Below are 18435 nucleotides of genomic sequence, written 5' to 3' on the forward strand. Positions count from 1 at the left end.
CTATTAGCTTTATATTCAAAATTTCCAGAAGATTCTACTACAAATAATCTAACCTCCATATTTGACATGCTTTATCGCTCATTTTTTGCTGCCTCTCTTCGATTTGTTTAGGCCCCCATGATTGATTTTCAGCTATTTCTCTTGTAATGAATAATTTTGACTTTTCATAGGCTTCTTTACGCTTATTTGAGAATGAACCATTCCCTATTTTTCGATTTACAGAACTATCAAGAAGTGTCATGTTCCCTAGTCTGTAAATGTATTGTTTAGGAGTAGATTTTTTGAACTTTCTCAACCACTCTTCATTAGGCTTTTTAGGGAGTATATGTTCTAAGTTTACATCCTCTGGATTAGCATTAGCTACCACTTCTTTCCCAGTAATTGAATAATTATTTATTTTGCATAGTATGTATCGAGCTATTGAGTGATTAGATCGAATGCTCTTTTTCTGAAAGGCTTTACAAAATGCCTCATCATTTGGATATAAATCCTTTAATTGCTCAAATATTTGCCTGGCAGATTTAGGCTTATTCTTTCTGATAAATTTTGCCGCATTACTATATGTTAATTCAAGTTTATTTGGGTTCAAACCACATATAGTACTATATCTAAACGAAAAAACTGTTATCATCCTTAGTACTTTGTGAAAGATATCTTCTTTAAGGCACTCCTTTGCTGCGAGCAACATTGGAAAACATTGTGTGGTTTCAAGTAAGATGATTTCTGAAATATAATGTCTTGTTCTTAGCCTTCCATCATCCCATACAGGACTGCTTGGATTAGAAAAAGCTCCATAGATTTCTGATGATTTTTGAAGCGATTTAACAAAGTCTGTAACATCGTCTGAATTTCTGAATTTAGACGAAATTACTTTGAAGAGATCTTTTTCACTAACATTTTTGTTACTTGATATCCAATAATGTCTTATGAATTTTGTTATTTCAAAACCCTCTAGCTCTTGAATTATTTCTGTCCATAATCTTTGTACAAGTTCGAGATTGTCGCCAGCTTTTGAAAAAATATGGTTTTTTAGGAGATCTGCTACTGAAAGTTCTAAACCTCGATTGTTTAAGGTCTCGAATATCAAATATGAATTTGCTTCGTCTGCCACTGATATAACGATTGCGATCAACTTATCTCTTATGTTTTCTTCGATCTGAATCAATCCTTCTCTGAAATCAATGGCTTGAGAAATTCTTTCTTTGACTTTTGTATGCAAGCATAAATATGCATCAATCATTAAAATATTGGATTTTTCTTGGTTTTTTATTTTTAGTTCTTTTTTCTTGGCTTTCAGTTCCTCTATACTTTTGCTGTCAATAAAGTGGTCTTGATAAAACTCATTATTCCTATTGTTTAATATCAGTTTTGGGTCTGTTTTTCGTGTACGTAAATTTCTTGAGCCTAAATAATTTTGAGAGATCAACAAAGCTAATTCAGCATCATTATTTACTTGGGCTATATCTCGAACTACACACATTAATAAAGAAATAGTGGTGAAGCGTTGTTGTCCGTCAATTAGACTAAGGTTTGGTTTTTGGTGATTGTTAACAACAATTGCACCAATAAAATGTTCACTTCGATTCTCATCAATTGTATTGGTCAGATCAACCCAAAGTTCGTCAATTTCCTTGTCTGTCCATGAATAATCTCTTTGGTAGTGTGGTACTGAGTAGTAATTGCTACTCATAAGTAGCTCTCCAAAGCTCATTAAGCGGCTGTCTATACTAGAAGTTGGCATAATTAAATATGTAGATGTATGTGTATAATTAAGGGGAGAGTTACTGTAGTTCAACAGCTATTCTCAGCTTAAGCGGTAGAAGCTTTAATATATAGAGACATTTAACTTTAAGTAATGTCTCTATATAGGATGAGTGATGTTAAAACGAGTGATCTGTGCCGAGATTTAGATGTATTTATCAATCTCCATGAGATGTTGATTGATGCAATCTGAAAAATAGCTAAATGCCTAAAGCATATATAGATAATAATCTATATATGCAGATGTCTATGCTTTTCAAGCTTTTGGCATAAAAACTGTTTTAAATAGCTGAAATAACTTAAGAACTGAGGCTTTTTGTGATGGATGTTAACCCAAACTACTAACTAATGACAAGTTATTTATTGCTACTGCCTTAACTTGTGCCTCATATTAGCTGGAGTATGGAAATACTACATTCTCCTTTGGATTTTAATTCAACCTATGATGTATCTTCTACCCCAAAGTATACATACACTGCTCAGTGCTCTGAGGCCGGTTTTGTCTGGCAGGTACCTCGCACGGGTGAAATTGAGTCAATCGCTAGGGGGCTAATGCAATGTCTTGTCACCGCACCTGAGTATCTGTCAGAAGGTAACTTATACGGTGTGCTCCTGGTACAGACAGCAACCGGTGATAAGGGGGTGCTTAAGGGGTTCTCCGGAGTGATGGATGGTCGAGGTCAAGTGTCGGGTTGGGTGCCTCCATTATCTAATCAGGCTCGAATAGCGCTCATTGAAGATCAAACTTTGGCGACGCTTGACCAGCTAAAACGTGAGCTGATTATCCTTGACCAGTTGCCCATACGCATGACTTATCAGCAAGTGTTACAGGGCTATGAGGTCCAAGTAAAGCAGCTAAAAGTAAGGCATCGTAAGAGAAAACTGGGGCGCGATCGCAAACGCACCCACTATTACAGCACCTTACAAGGAGATGCTTTAGGCAATGTTCTCAATATTCTCAGGAAAGAGAGTCAACAAGATAGCCTTGAACGCCGTCGCTTGAAGCAGGAGCGTGATCGGGCACTCGCATCTCTTATTGAGGAAATTACCCAAGTCGATCAACAAATACAGAAACTCAAACAGCAGTACAGTACACTTTCTCGGCAATGGCAGGCCCAAATGCAAGTTGCTTATGCAACTGAAAGATTGGGAGAAGGCGAAGTCTTGTTGGAAAGAGCTATAGATAGCGGTATTTTTAGTTCTTCTCTAGAGCAAGTCTGCCAACGGGCTGCTGCCAAACTTTTACATTACGCAGTTACCCATGCTTTACAGCCTCTTGCCATGGCAGAGTTTTGGTGGGGAGAGCCAAAAGAAGATTTCTATACAGGACAATTTTATGGGGCTTCCCCTAAAGATTGCCAAATCCTGATGCGCATTGCGCGGATGCCGGTGAAACCGATATTAGTAGCGGAGACTGTGCCTCTTCCTATTCTCTATCAAGATGATGCGATAATTGTGGTCGACAAACCTGCGGGTTTGCTGTCGGTTCCGGGGCGCAGACATGATCTCCAGGACAGCGTGCTGAGTCGTCTTCGTTATCAGTTGCCTGATTATGACTTTTTGCAAGTTGTTCATCGTCTGGATCAGGCCACATCTGGTATTTTAGTCCTAGCAAAATCTCCCAGTGCCCATAAAGAATTAGGCCGACAGTTTGCTAAACATCAGGTACATAAAACCTATGAGGCTATTCTCAGTCGTCCAATTGGTAAGACGGCTGGTGTGATTGATTTACCGCTTTGGGGTAACCCTGACGAACGGCCTAAACAATCTGTGAATATAGAATACGGAAAACCTAGCGTGACCCACTTTGAAGTGTTGCAAACAGGCAACCACCCCAGGGTGAAGTTTATGCCTCAAACAGGTCGAACACATCAGCTACGGGTTCATGCAGCCTCTCCTCAAGGCCTGAATTCGCCCATTTTAGGAGATTCGTTATATGGTGAGGTAAACCAGACAAAGCGCTTGCACTTGCATGCTACATCGCTACAGTTTATTCATCCGGTTACGCAAAAGCGATTGCAGTTTAGGTGTGAATTGCAATTTTAGATAATCTGATTGGACTGTGGATGTGAATTAGCAGCAATTCAATCAATTCAAATGTACTATATATTAATATAAGGTAAGGCTCTATTGGAGGTGTCAGGATATGAAGCTTAGGGTCTTGCTAGGGGCCGCGATGCTGTTGATGACTCTAGTTTTTGTGGTGGAAGCATTACCATCGGGAAAGCTCCAAATGACACAAGATAGTATCCAAACTCTAAATCAGATGGGTCTTTTGAGCGAAGCTACCTATCAAGAGCTAAGAGCAGCTTTAGCACAAGGCTACGATAAATCACGCGCTGCTATTTTACAGCGTATGGCTGACGACTTGAGTCAACGCAGTTTAGGCGGATATAGACTCGATCTAGGAGTGGAGTCTGGTTATGCAGATATCCTGATGTCAGTGGCTGAGGTGGAGCAGCTACGCCATTTAATGGATCGGTTAAATGCTACAGAGGGGCCTAGTGAAGATGATTTGCAGCAATTACAGAGTTTCTTTGAACAGTTGACTGCTAGGCAGAACTCTCATGTAAATGATTTAGAGGAGCGGCTATACCACTTGTTAAACCAGCTGAACTCAGCTGGTTTGCTTACCGAGAGAGTTTACCGTCAGCTACACTCACAGATTGATTCTGAAGAAATTGCTTCGGAACTTGCCCTGCATCAACAGGCGGCAAGCTGGATGAGTCTAGACGAACAGCTCTCAGCTGAGATACTAGCTCCCGAACTTGAAAACTTTAATGCTGCAGAGATTCTCTCTGAAGAAAATCATACAAAGCTGACAGAAGCACTGAGACAGGAGGAAATTGCTCATCCCATCCAATTTCTCAACTATTACAACAGAGCATTACTCATTGACCTGCGCAGTTATTCTAAACAGCCAGAAGATTACCTCTTAGCCATATATAATGCTGTTGCAGAAATGCTACTGGAAAATGATGTAGTTGATACGCCTATTGACAACTTTGAGGTCCAGTTGGAAGTCAACGAAGAGTCTAGAGTAATTTTAGAAGCTTATAGGAGATTAGCAGAGTCAAGCGAACATGGTGATCGCTATCGACTTTTAGCTAATGACGACTCTTTGTATTACGATGCGATTTTATCAGCAAAAGTAAATGATCGTACTTACTATCAACGAAATTTCTACGGAGGAAATCCTGAAGGACCTAATGACTCTTACAGAGTTACACCTGAAGACATTACTAAACTCTTTAACAAAGTTCTGTATGATCAGGCATCTCCCTATCGAGTTTATAGTGTTTCTAATTTTGGACCAACGTTTGGGGATTCGACTGAACTTGCCAACCAATTAGGCTTTATTGCCCTAACAAAGGCTCAAGCAGATATCTATTTTGATCACGGTTTTGAAGCGAATCATTCTCCCTTACAGTTTACTAGCGATCGCATAGATGAAATTCTGGACTTATTTGAGCAAATTGATCTGCTAGACCACCTGAGTCCAGACCAGATTGAGGCTAGCCGAAAGTTAATTGCCGAAAGCTATATCACTCAGCGTTATGAACTTTTTTCAGCCTTTAAAGATGTAATTCTTCTATTTGAATGGGAGTCAGGCAATGTGGATACGCCTTACCAGAGTCTGACAGAAAACTTTGCTGCTATTTCGCGAGGACAATTTTCACCAACTGAGATATCCAATGAATTTGACTGGGAGAGTCAGACCGCTGCACAGACATTTATCCTGAATGGCACGCAATATCACACACCCCTAGAGTTTAATGGAGACTGGCTCGACCCTAATTTTTTTAGTTTTATTCAATCAGTTGCAGATCAAGAAATCTCGACAGGTCAGTTTTATGCTGTTGATGTTGGCTATGATACTCCTGGATATTTGTTCTTAACACCCGTTCAGTTAGAAGTTCTCAGATCTGAAAACTTAATCCAACTCACTACTTCTAATAGGTGAATTCAGATCAACTCAAGGCCGACATCATGGCTTGTTGGGCAACGCTTTGATAAAGGCTCGTAAAATGGCCACTTAGTACCTGGGCATCGCTGGCTGGGAGGGGCATTGGCCCTAAGAGATCCAACACTGTTTGATCCGCTGGGATAATGACGACGAGAGATGAGTCTAGAGCGTCATCATATTGCCAGAAGTTTTCTAAGTTAAGGGTTTGAGATTTTGTCTCAGCCGCAACAACAACTTCTTCAGTGTCTTCAGCGATGATTTCTACAGGATTCTCTTCTACCTGTTGCCTCCGCTTTTCACGAATAGCATCGATAATCTGTTCTTTAGTACGACCGCGAAGCTGGAACAGAACGAATGGCTCTTCTCGAAATGCATCTGCTAACTGATAGTACACAGCGGCAATATGCTTACAGGGATTTTTCGGGTCGGGGCAATTGCACTTGGAGTGTACATCCGCCAGGGTAAAAGGAAATAGGCTTAACCCGTTGGCGGTAAATACGCTTTCAATGTCGGCAGGCATTTCACCAGCCAGGAGCTGTGCTGAGTAGAGTGCTTTTTGAGATAACGTATCTACCACGAAATCCCAATCTTCATCGGCAAAGCGATCAATCCAGATAGACAGCTTGTAAGGTTCATCCGCCGTTCCCTGCACTGAGGCATGGACCTTAGATTCGGTGAAATCCAGTCGGAGAATGTGACCTTCACGGGCGTAGCGGCGACCACGTTCTAAGCGCTTTTTGAAGCGATAGGAATTAAGGAGGTCCACCCATTGCTGTACCCACCAGGCTTCGGATTCGAGTTCGTAGGGATTGGGTGCTGCTTGGTATGAGGTCATGAATGTGCAGGTTTTGGTGACTGGTGGATGTTGTGGGGACGGTTTATTCAGGAATTTTGCTCATTTTTTCTAAATCAAGCACTTCGTTTAGTTTATCGTCGGGCATTAGATTTTTTTCTAGCACAAGCTGACGCATGGACTTGCCGGTTTCTAAGGATTCTTTAGCAATGGCGGCGGCATTAAGATAACCGATGTGAGTATTGAGGGCTGTCACCAGGGCAAGACTGCCTTCGGCGAAGTCACGGCAGCGATCAGGGCGGGCGGTGATACCTGCGAGGCAACGCTGATCAAGGGCTCTGATGGTGTTGCCGAGAATTTCGATGCTGTGGATCAGGTCGTAGGCGATCAAAGGCATCATCACATTTAGCTCTAGCTGACCGGCTTGGGCGGCACAGGCAATAGCCTGATCGTAGCCCATAACTTGGAAGCAGACCATGGAGGTCATTTCAGCCATGACGGGGTTATATTTCCCCGGCATAATGGAGGATCCGGGCTGGACTGGGGGGAGCTGAATTTCTTTGAGTCCTGTTTTAGGACCTGAGTCTAGTAAGCGCAGGTCGTGGGAAATTTTGACCAGGTCTTGGGCCAGGTTACGGAGGGCACTGGAGACGGCGACAAAGGGAGCCATGCTCTGCATTGCGGCCATTAGGTGGGGGGCACTGGTGAGGGGTTGACCAGTGAAGCCTGCCAGCAGCTCAGCCACGCGATGGCGGTATTGGGGATGGGTATTGAGACCGGTACCAGTGGCACTGCCGCCCAGACCCAGCACGCAAAGATCCTGAGCGGCAGTGCGCAGACGGCGCAGGTGATCGGTGAGAATAACTTCCCAGGCACGGAAGCTTTCGCCAAGGCGGATAGGCACAGCGTCCTGCATGTGGGTACGGCCAGAGCGGACGATGTCTTGGAATTCGGTGGCTTTGGTTTGGAGTGTTGCGATCGCACCCGCCAAACTCGGATATAAGGTATGCTCCAACGCCAGTAACCCACCAATGCGAATCGCTGTGGGAATCACATCATTGGTTGACTGCCCATAGTTCACATGGTCGTTAGGGCTGATGCGCTTATAGTTGCCTTTTTCATCCCCCAGCAGTTCCAGTGCCCGATTTGCCAGCACCTCATTCACATTCATATGGTGGGAAGTACCTGCCCCGGCCTGGTACACATCCACAATGAACTGATCCCGCAGCTTGCCTTTGAGGATTTCATCCGTGGCGGTGACGATGGCCTGGGATAGTTCTGTAGGGATGCAGTTGAGTTCGCCGTTTGCGATCGCAGCTGCTTTCTTAATCAGCAAACACGCATCTACGTAAGTGGGTAATGGCTTTAGACCGCTGATGGGGAAATTTTCCACCGCCCGCAGGGTTTGGATACCGTAATAGGCTGCTGAAGGGATTTCCTTTTCCCCCATGGAATCTTTTTCAATGCGGTTGGTGGAAGTAGTCATTGTGAAATGGAAAGAGCAATAGCGATCGGTGGGGGAGTTTTGAGTTCTTAGTTATTGGTTATTAGTTTTTAGGGTTAAACCAGCTCTGACTAGTTAAAGTTATTTGCTTTGAGTAACTCAAAATGCTCAGCAAGCTGAGAAGAGCAAAGCTCTACAAAACTCAAAACTGCCTAGTTGATAGTAGCGGTTAGAGTGAACCTGTGGTCATCTCTACGGTAGCAATTGTGGTGGTGGTGCACAGGTGAGTGTCATTGATTCGCCTGCGGGATGTATGAATGAGAGCTTATGGGCGTGGAGCCAATAGCCACAGTCGCTAGGTATGGCTGTGCCTTCTGGATGGGGGTGACCGCCAGCGATGTAAAGCGGATCGCCTAGGAGTGGGTAGCCCATGGTGGCTAGGTGGATGCGGATTTGGTGGGGTCTGCCGGTGAGGATAGCGACGTCTAGCAGGGTGGCGTCAGGACGGTGGTGGACCACGGTGCAGCCGCTATGGGCATCGAGACCGTTTGGATTAGCGCCGTAGATGTATCCCAATTGGGGATAGGGGATTTTGCCGATGGGATGGGTGATGGTGAACTGGTCAGGTAGGTTATCTGCTGGGCCGATGAGGGTGCGATAGGTTTTGCCTAGTTGACGCTGACGCATCTGCTGACTGAGGTGGGCACGGGCCGCCTTGGTTTTGGCGATGAGCAGAATCCCAGAAGTACCTCGGCCTAATCGATGAATAGGGGCTGCGGTTGGATTGCGCTGGCGGAGCTGCCATAGGAGGGTGTGCTGCAAGAAATTGCCGCCGGGGAGTACGGGTAAGCCTGACGGTTTATTGATGACTAGCAGCAAATCGTCTTCGTAGATCGTAGCGATATCTAGGGGAACTGGAGGTTCCTGCCAGGGAGGACGATGATAGCTGAGGCGTTGTCCGGCTACTAGGGGGGTGTCAGATGTTGTGGGCTGGCCGTTGAGGAGGATTTGGCCTGATTCGATGCGGGTTTGCCAGGTGGCTCGGTCTGAATGGCGGTAATGGTGGGTGTAGTAGTCGAGGACGGTGGTTGGGGGTGGTTGGGTGGATATGTGGCCTGACGAGTCAGGGCTGATGCGATCGCAATAAACCCAGCCATCATTCAACCCCGGAGGGTGAGCATTGACCACTCTTCGGGGTTGAACACCATCTATCTGATTGCGCGTCTCATCCAATTGTTTATCGCTTAAATAAACCAGTAACGCTGTTCTTAACCTGATTTGCAATGGCCTGAACGCCACCCGCAATACCCGGTTTAGGAGGCACTGCTACAGTAATCGGTTCATCCTTAAACGCCTTTACTCTGTAGCCATACTCCAGGTTAGTCTTGTTCTTCCGCAGAATTGGATAAATCCGAAACGCACCTTGGAGCAGATCTTCTTCACTGGCAAAGATAGCGCGATCGATATCAGTCGACCGCTTTACAGCCACTACGCCCACTGGGTACCACTGCTTTTTATCTTTGATGCGAATATGCACCTCAAACTCAGGATCGCCAGAGGAACGGCGCTTATCCATTTCCTGAGAGGCTTCCTGCCGTCGCTTAGTGCGTTCCGATACCTTGGGTTTAGGTTTAGCTTTGCCAAATCCGGTGGCCATAGGAATACCTCTTGAGGTTAGTGCTTTGTAAAAGTTTACATCTTTTTAATTACAGACCCTTATAAATGTGGTCGATGGTGGCTAGCTTAGGTGACTGCTAGGGTTAGTTGCAGTATCTACCCAGGTTTAATTTGAATATACAATCTGGTCCGCTCTACGCCATTCTTGCGTATGGTTCTTGGGGCTTGCTACCCATTTATTGGAAGTTTTTTAGTGCGGCCTCACCCATAGAGGTGCTCAGTCACCGCATGCTGTGGTCACTGGTCTTTCTGAGTTTGATTTTGACGCTGCAACGGCGATTGTCAGAATTGCGCAAGCTACCACGGCGTCAGGTGCTTGGACTATTGGCAACAGCTTTACTGCTCAGTGTTAACTGGGGGCTGTACATTTACGGTGTGAATACGGATCAGATTGTAGAGACTAGCCTAGGGTACTTTATCAATCCGCTAGTGTCGGTGATGCTGGGTTTTGTCGTTCTGCGAGAGAGGCTTTATCGAGGACAGCAATTAGCAGTAGTGCTGGCGACTATCGGGGTGGGTTACTTTATCTGGCAGTTTGGCTCAGTACCTTGGATTGCATTGGGACTAGCAGGCACGTTCGCACTGTATGGATTGTTGAGGAAGATGGTAGCTGTGTCTCCAATGGTGGGACTGGCAGTGGAAACAGCACTGATGACGCCAGTGGCATTGTTACTCATTTTTTACTGGCAATCATCGGGAACTGGGAGCTTTGGTAGTAGCTTTAGCCTGACGTTGTTGTTTATTGGGGCTGGTGTGGCGACATCGATGCCCTTGCTGTGGTTTAACAATGCGGCGAAGCGGTTGTCATTAGCCACGTTAGGATTCTGTCAGTACATCGCTCCCTCACTTCAGCTGATGCTCGGCGTATTTTTGTATCAGGAGTCGTTTACACAGACACATTTAATTAGCTTTAGCTGTATTTGGACTGCATTGTTGGTTTATTCGAGTACATCTTTGTTTAGAGCAAGATCAACAGCTTAATGTTACTCATCAATGGATAGCATCACTGTTTAACAGAATCATATTCGTAACTGGCCATCACGGGCATAGGCTTCGAGATCAAAGGCACATTCGTTGCCTTCAACCATTTCGCGATCTGGGTATAGTTCGGTTAGGGATTTGCTGATGTGGTATGCGATCGCATTCGTTGGCAATTGCAATGCATCCGTGATCAACTGCTTAATTTCCATGGATTTCTGGCTAAAAGACGAATGACACCTCTATGCTAGTGACCCTTGTTCTCCATATGTGACCGTTATCAAGTATTTACATGGCTTCAGTTCCAGGCATGATGCCAAAAATCTGATTGGAATAGTGAAGCAGTTCTTCGTTTTTGAGCAATAATAAAAATCGTTCATCTTCAGCGAAAGTCTGCCAACGATTAGTGACGTCCATGGTTTGTGCATTGCCACTTAAACCTTGCTGATCAAACGAACTGCCACCACCATAGCTGCTGACATAATCCAACCCTGCATCAGAGAAGTTGATGTCCAGTGCTTCTGCAACGCCCTGACGATAGTCCTTGTCTGAAAACCAATAATTATAGTTAATAACAACTTTCTGATTGCCGAGATAAGACGTTTCTCCTACATATTCTTTGGCATGCTCAATCCACATGTCAATCAATGAGATGCCTTCCGTTTTCACATCTAGATAGTTTTTCCTCAGACGACTAGCTAAAAGATTAAAGGGATCTCTAAGGACTAAGACATTGTATCTATTCTGGGTTTTGCCAATGTAGAGATCATGTTTCTTCTCAGTACTCGAATGAACAATCTCAGCCACACTATAGTCTTCATAGCTGTAGATAAAACAGTCTTTAGGTTGAAACTTACCCCAAGCTTCGTCATGAAAACCTTTATGGGGAAAATGCAGATGATAGTGCCGAAACGGACTGGTTTCCACTGACACATTATTGAGAAACTTAACGTTCGGTATTTGAGCTTTAATCCAGTGCAAAACCGCATGATTACCGCTGCGTCGCAGGCCGATGAAGCGAATTTCCTTTTGATTGATAATTTTTGAGAGTTCACTCCGTTGCGTTAACGCGCGCCATGCATCATGGGCGTCATAGGCTAAATCGCGTTTTAGCTTTCTCAAAGGGTTGAGTTGCCCATTGATGAGGGTAGACAGCTGATTGACTGGATTCATTTGAACTTCTTCGATGACGAGGTAGCACGTGTCATTAGTTATAAATCCTATACTGCCTGTTATGTCCGTAGATAGCTTTACAAAGCAAGAGCGCTGATTGTTCATCGTTGCTTCATAGCAGTGCTTATGAGTAATTCTTCCCTGCCCATGGGGCTGACTTAGCAGTGCTGACTAATGAGACGATATCTACTAAATTCCACAAAAATCCGTACTCAAATCATTAGTCGCTGTAGATATCTAGGCTGAAGCCTTTAAATTTTTCAACAGTCGATGGGTGGTCTCAGAAAAATAAGCCATAGTCTTATGCAGAGCGGCGCTAGTCAGAGGAAGTGGGATAAACCATGGGAGTAAATCTAGGTCGATTTTTTCGAGCGTGTAACCCAAGCAAAACGCTGAATCTCATATCCCCTGATGATGGTAAGTATTACATCGACTTTTCGGAGGTGCGGGGTAGTGACTTGGTGCGAGAGCTAAAGCGCACCATTACCTTTTCGGATCATGAGCCCACCTGTCAGTTGTTTACGGGGCACATTGGCTGTGGCAAGTCCACCGAGTTATCCCGTCTGCGTCAGGAATTGGAGGATGAGGGTTACCATGTGGTTTACTTTGAGTCCACTGATGACCTGGATATGGGAGATGTGGACATTAGCGATATCCTGCTAGCCATTGCTAAACAAGTTAGTAAAAGCCTGGAGGAGGCACGTCTGCGTCTGACACCCAATAAGTTTCAGAAACTGCTCCAAAGCACGGCTACTTTACTGAATTCTGAAGTGACAGGGCTCAAGGTGAAAATTCCCGAGATCGCTGGCTTCAAGGTGGGCGAAGAGGTGGGTCTGAGCAGTGAAGATGGTAACTATTCCCTGGCCTTTGGCATTGGTGAGCTGACCACGAAAGCAAAAGACAGCAAAGATGTGCGATCCCTACTAAGACAGCATTTAGAGCCCCGCATTAATTCTATTTTGGAGGTGATCAATAGCGAACTGATTGATACAGCGAATCAGCAGCTGAGTACTCAGGATAAGGCTGGGTTGGTGGTGATCGTTGATAACCTGGACCGCATTGATAATAAACCCCGTGGCCAGGGGCGTCGTCAGCCAGAATATCTATTTGTTGACCGTGGTGACCAGCTCAAGAAACTGCGCTGCCATGTGGTGTATACCGTGCCGCTAGTGCTGTCTTTTTCTAATGAGCAGGAGAACCTGACCAATCGGTTTGGTAGTGCGCCTCAAGTATTGCCCATGGTCCGTACCCAAAACCGAGATGGCAGTCCTTGCGAAGCCGGTATTAGTGCCCTCCGACAAATGCTGCTGGCTCGGGCATTTCCAGACCTATCGGCTAAGGAACGGTTAGCTAGAGTTGGTGAGCTGTTTGACTCGCTAGAAACTCTAGATCGACTATGCCTTGCCAGCGGTGGTCATGTGCGAAATTTACTTGTATTAATTAACTACTGCTTAAAAAAAGCCGATCCACCTTTTACCAGGGAGTTGCTGGACCGGGTGATTAGTCTGCGACTCAGCGATTTAACCAAGGCCATCGACTTTGAGGAATGGGGTCTGCTGCGGGAGGTGAATCGCACGAAAACTGTTCGAGGCGAAGGGGAATATCAGTCGCTATTACGCAGCTTATTTGTGTTTGAATATCGGGATGCTGGACAAACCTGGTTTGCGCTCAACCCAGTTTTACTCAATGCTGAGGAACTAAAGTCTGATGCCTGAGGTGCCATCACCGCAAAATCAAGAAGCTTTGGAAGAACTTTGTCGTCTACTGCGGTTTTCCCAAGGTGAATTTGCGTTGATTTTGGCAGTATGCAACTCCACGCTTCACCGTCAGGAGTTGATTAGTAAGCTACGGCAACAATGTGCTTTTCCGTTTGATGAGATCACTCTGGCTCCAACGGCGACCACACTCTTTACCACGGTTAATGCCTATACCAGGAATGCTGACCCTGATGCTTTGATGGTGTACGGTCTCAATGAGGTGCAGGATTCGGAGCAATTGTTAACTGCTACTAACCAGATTCGTGAAGAGTTTCGTGAGTTTTCGTTTCCCCTGGTACTATGGCTCACTGATAGTGACCTGAAGCATATTATTCGCACTGCACCAGATTTTTATACTTGGGCTAATTCGATTACGTTTGAAACACCGTCGTCCTTTTTTCTAGTATTTATCGATAAATTTATTCAAAATGTATGGCAACAGGTAACGCAGTCCCAGGAGCATCGCTTTCTCACTGTCCGAGACTTAGGTTTTACAACTAGTTCGGCTAACTACCAAGAATTAGAAACGAGCTTGGCGGCATTGAGTGCTCATAATGTGCAGCTTTCTCCATTTCAGACGGCTGACTTGGAATTTGTGCGTGGACGCATTGCTAATAACAATCTAGATATAGCTCGCCACCACTATGAACATAGTCTGAAGCAATGGAAAAGCTTGATTGCTGAAACAGATCATGCTCTTGAGTGGCAGGAGAAAATGGGGCATGTGCAATTTTATCTAGGGCTGTGGTGGCGCACCCATGCTGAGCGTCACTTGCCTGACTTTGAGCGTGCTTTAAATAATGCTTGTAAATATTTTACTGCGGCTATAGATACGTTCGAAATTGCTCAGCAACCAGAATTAGCTGCCAAGTATATCAATTACTTGGCGGAGTCTCTTCATCGTTTGGAACGGTGGTCAGAACTAGAGATCGTGGCGACTAAGGCTAAAAGTCTACATCAACAACAACAGCAGAATACTTTTCGGCTAGCTCGTGCTGGGGGGTTTCTGGCGGAGGTAGCTTTAGCTAGAGGCGACTGGGCTAAGGCTCAAGCCTATGCTGAATCTGCGTTGCGACTAATTCAACCGGCTAATCTTTCTCTAAAAGATAAACAGGATGTTGATTTGTTCAATTGGGTGAATAGTTTTCATCGTAGCTGGTATCTATTTTCGTTAGGGAAAGCCCAGTTTCAACAACGAGAAATTGATACAGCAGTTGCTACGTTAGAAGAAGCCCGTAGTGTGGCTCATCCAGACTACGATCCCAGGTTGTATAGCTTATTGCTAGCACAGTTACAAAAAGGATATTTTCAGCAGGGGCTATATCTCCCTGCCTTTGAGACCCGTCGTCAGAGAGATGCTATCGAGAGTCGGTTTAATTATCGTGCATTTGTTGGTGCGGGGCGATTACAGCCAAAACAACAAATGGCAAATCCAGCCTTGCCTTCTGACGAAGTCTTCAAAGATGTCATTGTGGCATCTGGTCGTAAACAGGATGTAAAAGAACTGGTACGACGGCTGGGTCAAGATGAGTATGTTTTGACCATTGTGTACGGTCCATCGGGAGTAGGTAAGAGTTCTCTGATTGAGGCGGGATTGGTGCCTGCATTGGAGCGGGAGCGCATTGAAACTCGTCGGGTGGTGCCCGTGTATCTACGACGATATCGTAACTGGGTTGAGGATCTAGTCCAAACTCTGACGGATATAGATGCTAAAGGAGATTTGTATAGTTCTGGCATTCTTGGTTATGTGCAAGAAGGGTCTGAGGAAGCGGATGAGTCTGTTGCTGCCAGTTCAATACCACCTGAGAAGGTTCTCCGTCGTTTAAAGCATTACACTCAGAAAAATCAGGTATTGGTATTGGTCTTTGACCAGTTTGAAGAATTCTTCTTTGAGTTTGAGCAAACGGCAGAGCGTCGCCCATTTTATGATTTTTTGCGGTCCTGCTTGACGATGCCCTATGTCAAAGTGTTGCTATCGCTGCGGGAAGATTATATTCACTATTTGTTAGAGTGCGATCGCATCACTACTTTAGATATTATCGACAATAATATTCTCGACAAAAAGTGGCTCTACTACATAGGGAATTTTAGCCTTGAGGAAACCCAATCGGTTTTTAAGGATCTGACCTATCCTACCCCCTATAACCCTGAAGATGACCTGATAGAACAGGTGGTTAAAGACTTAGCGGCAGGGGCTGGAGAAGTGCGTCCCATTGAGTTGCAAATTGTTGGAGCGCAGCTACAGACGGAAAACATCACCACTAAGCGAGAGTATCACAATTGGGGGGACCCAAATTTATCGACTAAAGAACTGCTCGTACAGAAGTATCTCAATGACGTTTTATACGAATGCGGTCCTAGAGAAAATCAGCAGCTTGCTGAGCTAACGCTGTATTTGCTAACGGATGAGAAAGGAATTCGTCCCCTAAAGACAGAATCTGATTTAGTGGATGATTTACGTAGTTATGGTGAGCAGAAGGCGCTAAAACGCCAGAAAATAAACCTTATTCTCAAGATTCTTACTAAGTCAGGGTTGGTGGTGGAGGTGCCAGAGTTCCCTCAAGAGCGCTACCAGTTAGTGCATGACTATCTGGCAAGCTTCATGCGTGAGCAAAAACAGTTTCTGAAAATTGAAAGACTACGTGATGACCTAGCCAGGGAAAGGAAAGAACGAGAACGAGTTGAAAATAGGCTTTCTCGATTTTTTAAAGCCCTGATGATATTTGGCGGAGTAGTGGGTGTTGCCGCTGTTGTGACTAGCATTGTTTTGGCGATACTTTTGGTGAATACACGCGCACTAACTCGTCGAACCAAGGAATCGTCCATTGAACGATTGCTCGATAGTTCGAACACTTTTCATCAAACAGATAAGGGGCAGCTGATGGAACCACTGCTTAAATCGCTGGAGGCTGCGGAAATATTTCGACAGCTGCAATGGGATAAACCAGAGCTCAAGGCACGCATCTCTATTGAGTTACAAAAATCCTTAAGCGAGATTCGGGAGATTAATCGCTTTGGTGGGCATTCCAAATCTGTTCTTGCTGTTGCCTACAGCAATGATGGCACAATGATTGCTTCTGCTGGCGATGATGGCACAATTAATATCCGACAAAAAGATGGGCGTTTGATCAGCAGTATATCTAGAGCCCACACAAAAGGCATTAGAAGTGTTGCCTTCAGTCCTAATAATGAACGGATTGCATCAGCCAGTGACGATCAGACGATCAAAATTTGGGATTTAAATGGCGTATTACTAAAAACACTCACGGGCCATACAGGAGCAGTTAACAGTGTTGTATTTAACCCAGATGCCCAGATGCTGGCCTCAGCCAGTGCTGATAGGACGGTCAAACTTTGGAATGTGAATACTGGTCTTGAAGTACGCACCATGCGCGGACATACATCTTGGGTGAACAGTGTTGGTTTTAATCGTGATGGCAATCTCCTGGTTTCAGGGGGGAGTGATCAAACGATTCGGCTTTGGTCCTCAGAGGGTGAAGACTTAGGTCAGATGGCGGGCCATGGGGCTTCAGTTAATCAAGTGGTATTTAGTCCGAATGGCCAGCTGTTGGCTTCTGCTAGCACCGATAGAACCGTTAAACTCTGGACGCTTGATGGCCAGCTGAGGGATAGTCTTGATGGTCATCAAGCTAAGGTTTGGGACGTCAGCTTTAGTGCCGATAGTCAGTTTCTGGTTTCTGCCAGTAGTGACAGAACGATCAGGCTTTGGAACTTACAGGGGCAACAACTGGATGCCTATCAATCAAGTGATGCTCAAGCCAGCTTTTTTAACGTTAGTTTTAGCCCTAATGAAAACGCATTTGTTTCGGCCAGTGCGGATGAACGGGTCAGCCTATGGGACTTCAGAGCAAAAGATAGAACACTTATTAGTCACACAGAGACACAGGCCACTAGCATTGCATCGGCTAATGTTAACGGTGCTTTTATCTCAGGCTATCGAAATGGCACGATTAAATTTTGGGATGGCAGTGGCAGTTTGGTGAGCATTATTCAAGCCCATAATGGGAGCATTACTGATCTTAGCTACAGCTCTAGGGGAGATTTGATTGTTTCTGCCAGTAATGATGGCACGATTAAGTTGTGGCGTAATACCGGCGAACTGATCAAAGAATTTGATGGTCACGACAGTTCTGTTTCCAGTGTTGAATTTAATCCGAGAGATGACTCAATCGCTTCAGCAGGTATAAATGGAGAGATTAAGCTCTGGAGTGCTAACGGCGAGCTGACGCATCACTTTGGTGATAGGGACAGACCCATATCCAGCATTAGCTACAGCCCTAATGGAAAACTGTTAGCGTCGGGTAGTCAAGATGGCACTATTCATCTTTGGGATACAGAAGGCCAACGGCTTAAAACCCTAAGGCGTCACCAGCATGCTATTTCTAACATTCAATTTAATGCCGGAGGGAATCATGTGGCTTCGGCTGACGTTAATGGAACAGTTTCTATTTGGAGTGCTCAGAATGGTAATTTCTTGTTTTCCAGGAGTTACTTGGGGCGGATTACAGATATAACCTATGGTGACAGTGATGAATTACTTATTGTTGCGTCAACGGAGGGTAAGATTCATGTTTGGCATTACCCTACGGATACAACGGTGGCAACATTAAATATTCACCGTAGTGGGTATCCCATTCTCTTGGACTTTGATGTAGATGAGACCACGTTGTTGTCACTGGGGTTGGCTGGTAAGCTCAACCTTTGGAATTTAGATATGGATGAGCTAATGCAGTCGAGCTGTGACTTACTGGCCGAGTATCTGGCTCCTGATGAAGATAGTTCTGGGAATAGTCCCCCTCCTGCCCTTTGCCAGACCTCAGGCTAAGGTTGAAGCAGCAGGGGAATAATCGCAGGAGTTTATGAC

General features: G+C 45.0%; 12 protein-coding genes. 5 read left to right on the forward strand and 7 right to left on the reverse strand.

Translation table 11 applies throughout. The features are described from left to right. Positions 1-37: 37 nt before the first annotated feature. Positions 38-1741 (reverse strand): DUF262 domain-containing protein, encoded by a 1704-nt coding sequence (locus U2F10_RS14345; RefSeq protein ID WP_499872491.1) that lies wholly within the window; start codon positions 1739-1741, stop codon positions 38-40. A gap of 443 nt (positions 1742-2184) precedes the next feature. Between U2F10_RS14345 and U2F10_RS14350 the strand changes: the two genes are divergently transcribed. Together U2F10_RS14350 and U2F10_RS14355 are read left to right on the forward strand one after the other, a co-directional pair. Then, positions 2185-3807, forward strand: coding sequence for an RluA family pseudouridine synthase (locus U2F10_RS14350; RefSeq protein ID WP_499872493.1), 1623 nt, complete (start codon positions 2185-2187; stop codon positions 3805-3807). Positions 3808-3907: 100 nt separating this feature from the next. Next, a complete protein-coding gene (locus U2F10_RS14355; protein ID WP_499872495.1) occupies positions 3908-5725 on the forward strand; it encodes a hypothetical protein in 1818 nt (605 codons plus the stop codon). 7 nt (positions 5726-5732) lie between these two features. Here U2F10_RS14355 and U2F10_RS14360 read toward each other — a convergent pair whose 3' ends face one another. From U2F10_RS14360 to U2F10_RS14375, 4 genes are all read right to left on the reverse strand, one after another. Beyond that, positions 5733-6563 carry an SWIM zinc finger family protein gene (locus tag U2F10_RS14360; protein ID WP_163661448.1) on the reverse strand — a complete coding sequence of 277 codons (831 nt, stop codon included), beginning with the start codon at positions 6561-6563 and terminating at the stop codon, positions 5733-5735. A 43-nt stretch (positions 6564-6606) separates the two neighbouring features. Further along, positions 6607-8007 carry an aspartate ammonia-lyase gene (locus tag U2F10_RS14365; RefSeq protein WP_499872497.1) on the reverse strand — a complete coding sequence of 467 codons (1401 nt, stop codon included), beginning with the start codon at positions 8005-8007 and terminating at the stop codon, positions 6607-6609. A 210-nt stretch (positions 8008-8217) separates the two neighbouring features. After that, positions 8218-9129, reverse strand: coding sequence for an RluA family pseudouridine synthase (locus U2F10_RS14370; protein WP_163661753.1), 912 nt, complete (start codon positions 9127-9129; stop codon positions 8218-8220). Positions 9130-9202: 73 nt separating this feature from the next. Then, positions 9203-9622 carry an HHL1-like protein gene (locus tag U2F10_RS14375; RefSeq protein WP_163700698.1) on the reverse strand — a complete coding sequence of 140 codons (420 nt, stop codon included), beginning with the start codon at positions 9620-9622 and terminating at the stop codon, positions 9203-9205. Positions 9623-9753: 131 nt separating this feature from the next. Between U2F10_RS14375 and rarD the strand changes: the two genes are divergently transcribed. Beyond that, on the forward strand, positions 9754-10623 hold the full coding sequence (rarD, locus tag U2F10_RS14380; RefSeq protein WP_163661442.1) for an EamA family transporter RarD: 870 nt from the start codon (positions 9754-9756) through the stop codon (positions 10621-10623). A gap of 38 nt (positions 10624-10661) precedes the next feature. Here rarD and U2F10_RS14385 read toward each other — a convergent pair whose 3' ends face one another. After that, positions 10662-10832, reverse strand: a complete 171-nt coding sequence (locus U2F10_RS14385; protein ID WP_250564745.1) for a hypothetical protein — start codon at positions 10830-10832, stop codon at positions 10662-10664. Between the two features lie 76 nt (positions 10833-10908). Then, positions 10909-11793 carry a hypothetical protein gene (locus U2F10_RS14390; RefSeq protein ID WP_499872498.1) on the reverse strand — a complete coding sequence of 295 codons (885 nt, stop codon included), beginning with the start codon at positions 11791-11793 and terminating at the stop codon, positions 10909-10911. A gap of 341 nt (positions 11794-12134) precedes the next feature. On the opposite strand from U2F10_RS14390, the gene U2F10_RS14395 reads away from it, so the two are divergent. Beyond that, on the forward strand, positions 12135-13508 hold the full coding sequence (locus U2F10_RS14395) for a P-loop NTPase fold protein (RefSeq protein ID WP_163661439.1): 1374 nt from the start codon (positions 12135-12137) through the stop codon (positions 13506-13508). Beyond that, positions 13501-18396: a WD40 domain-containing protein gene (locus U2F10_RS14400; protein ID WP_499872500.1), complete on the forward strand. Its 4896-nt coding sequence runs from the start codon at positions 13501-13503 to the stop codon at positions 18394-18396. The genes U2F10_RS14395 and U2F10_RS14400 overlap by 8 nt, the downstream gene beginning before the upstream one ends. The last annotated feature ends 39 nt before the right edge of the window (positions 18397-18435 follow it).

The organism is Leptothoe sp. EHU-05/26/07-4 (assembly GCF_043421015.1).
Classification (GTDB): domain Bacteria; phylum Cyanobacteriota; class Cyanobacteriia; order Phormidesmidales; family Phormidesmidaceae; genus Leptothoe; species Leptothoe turfae.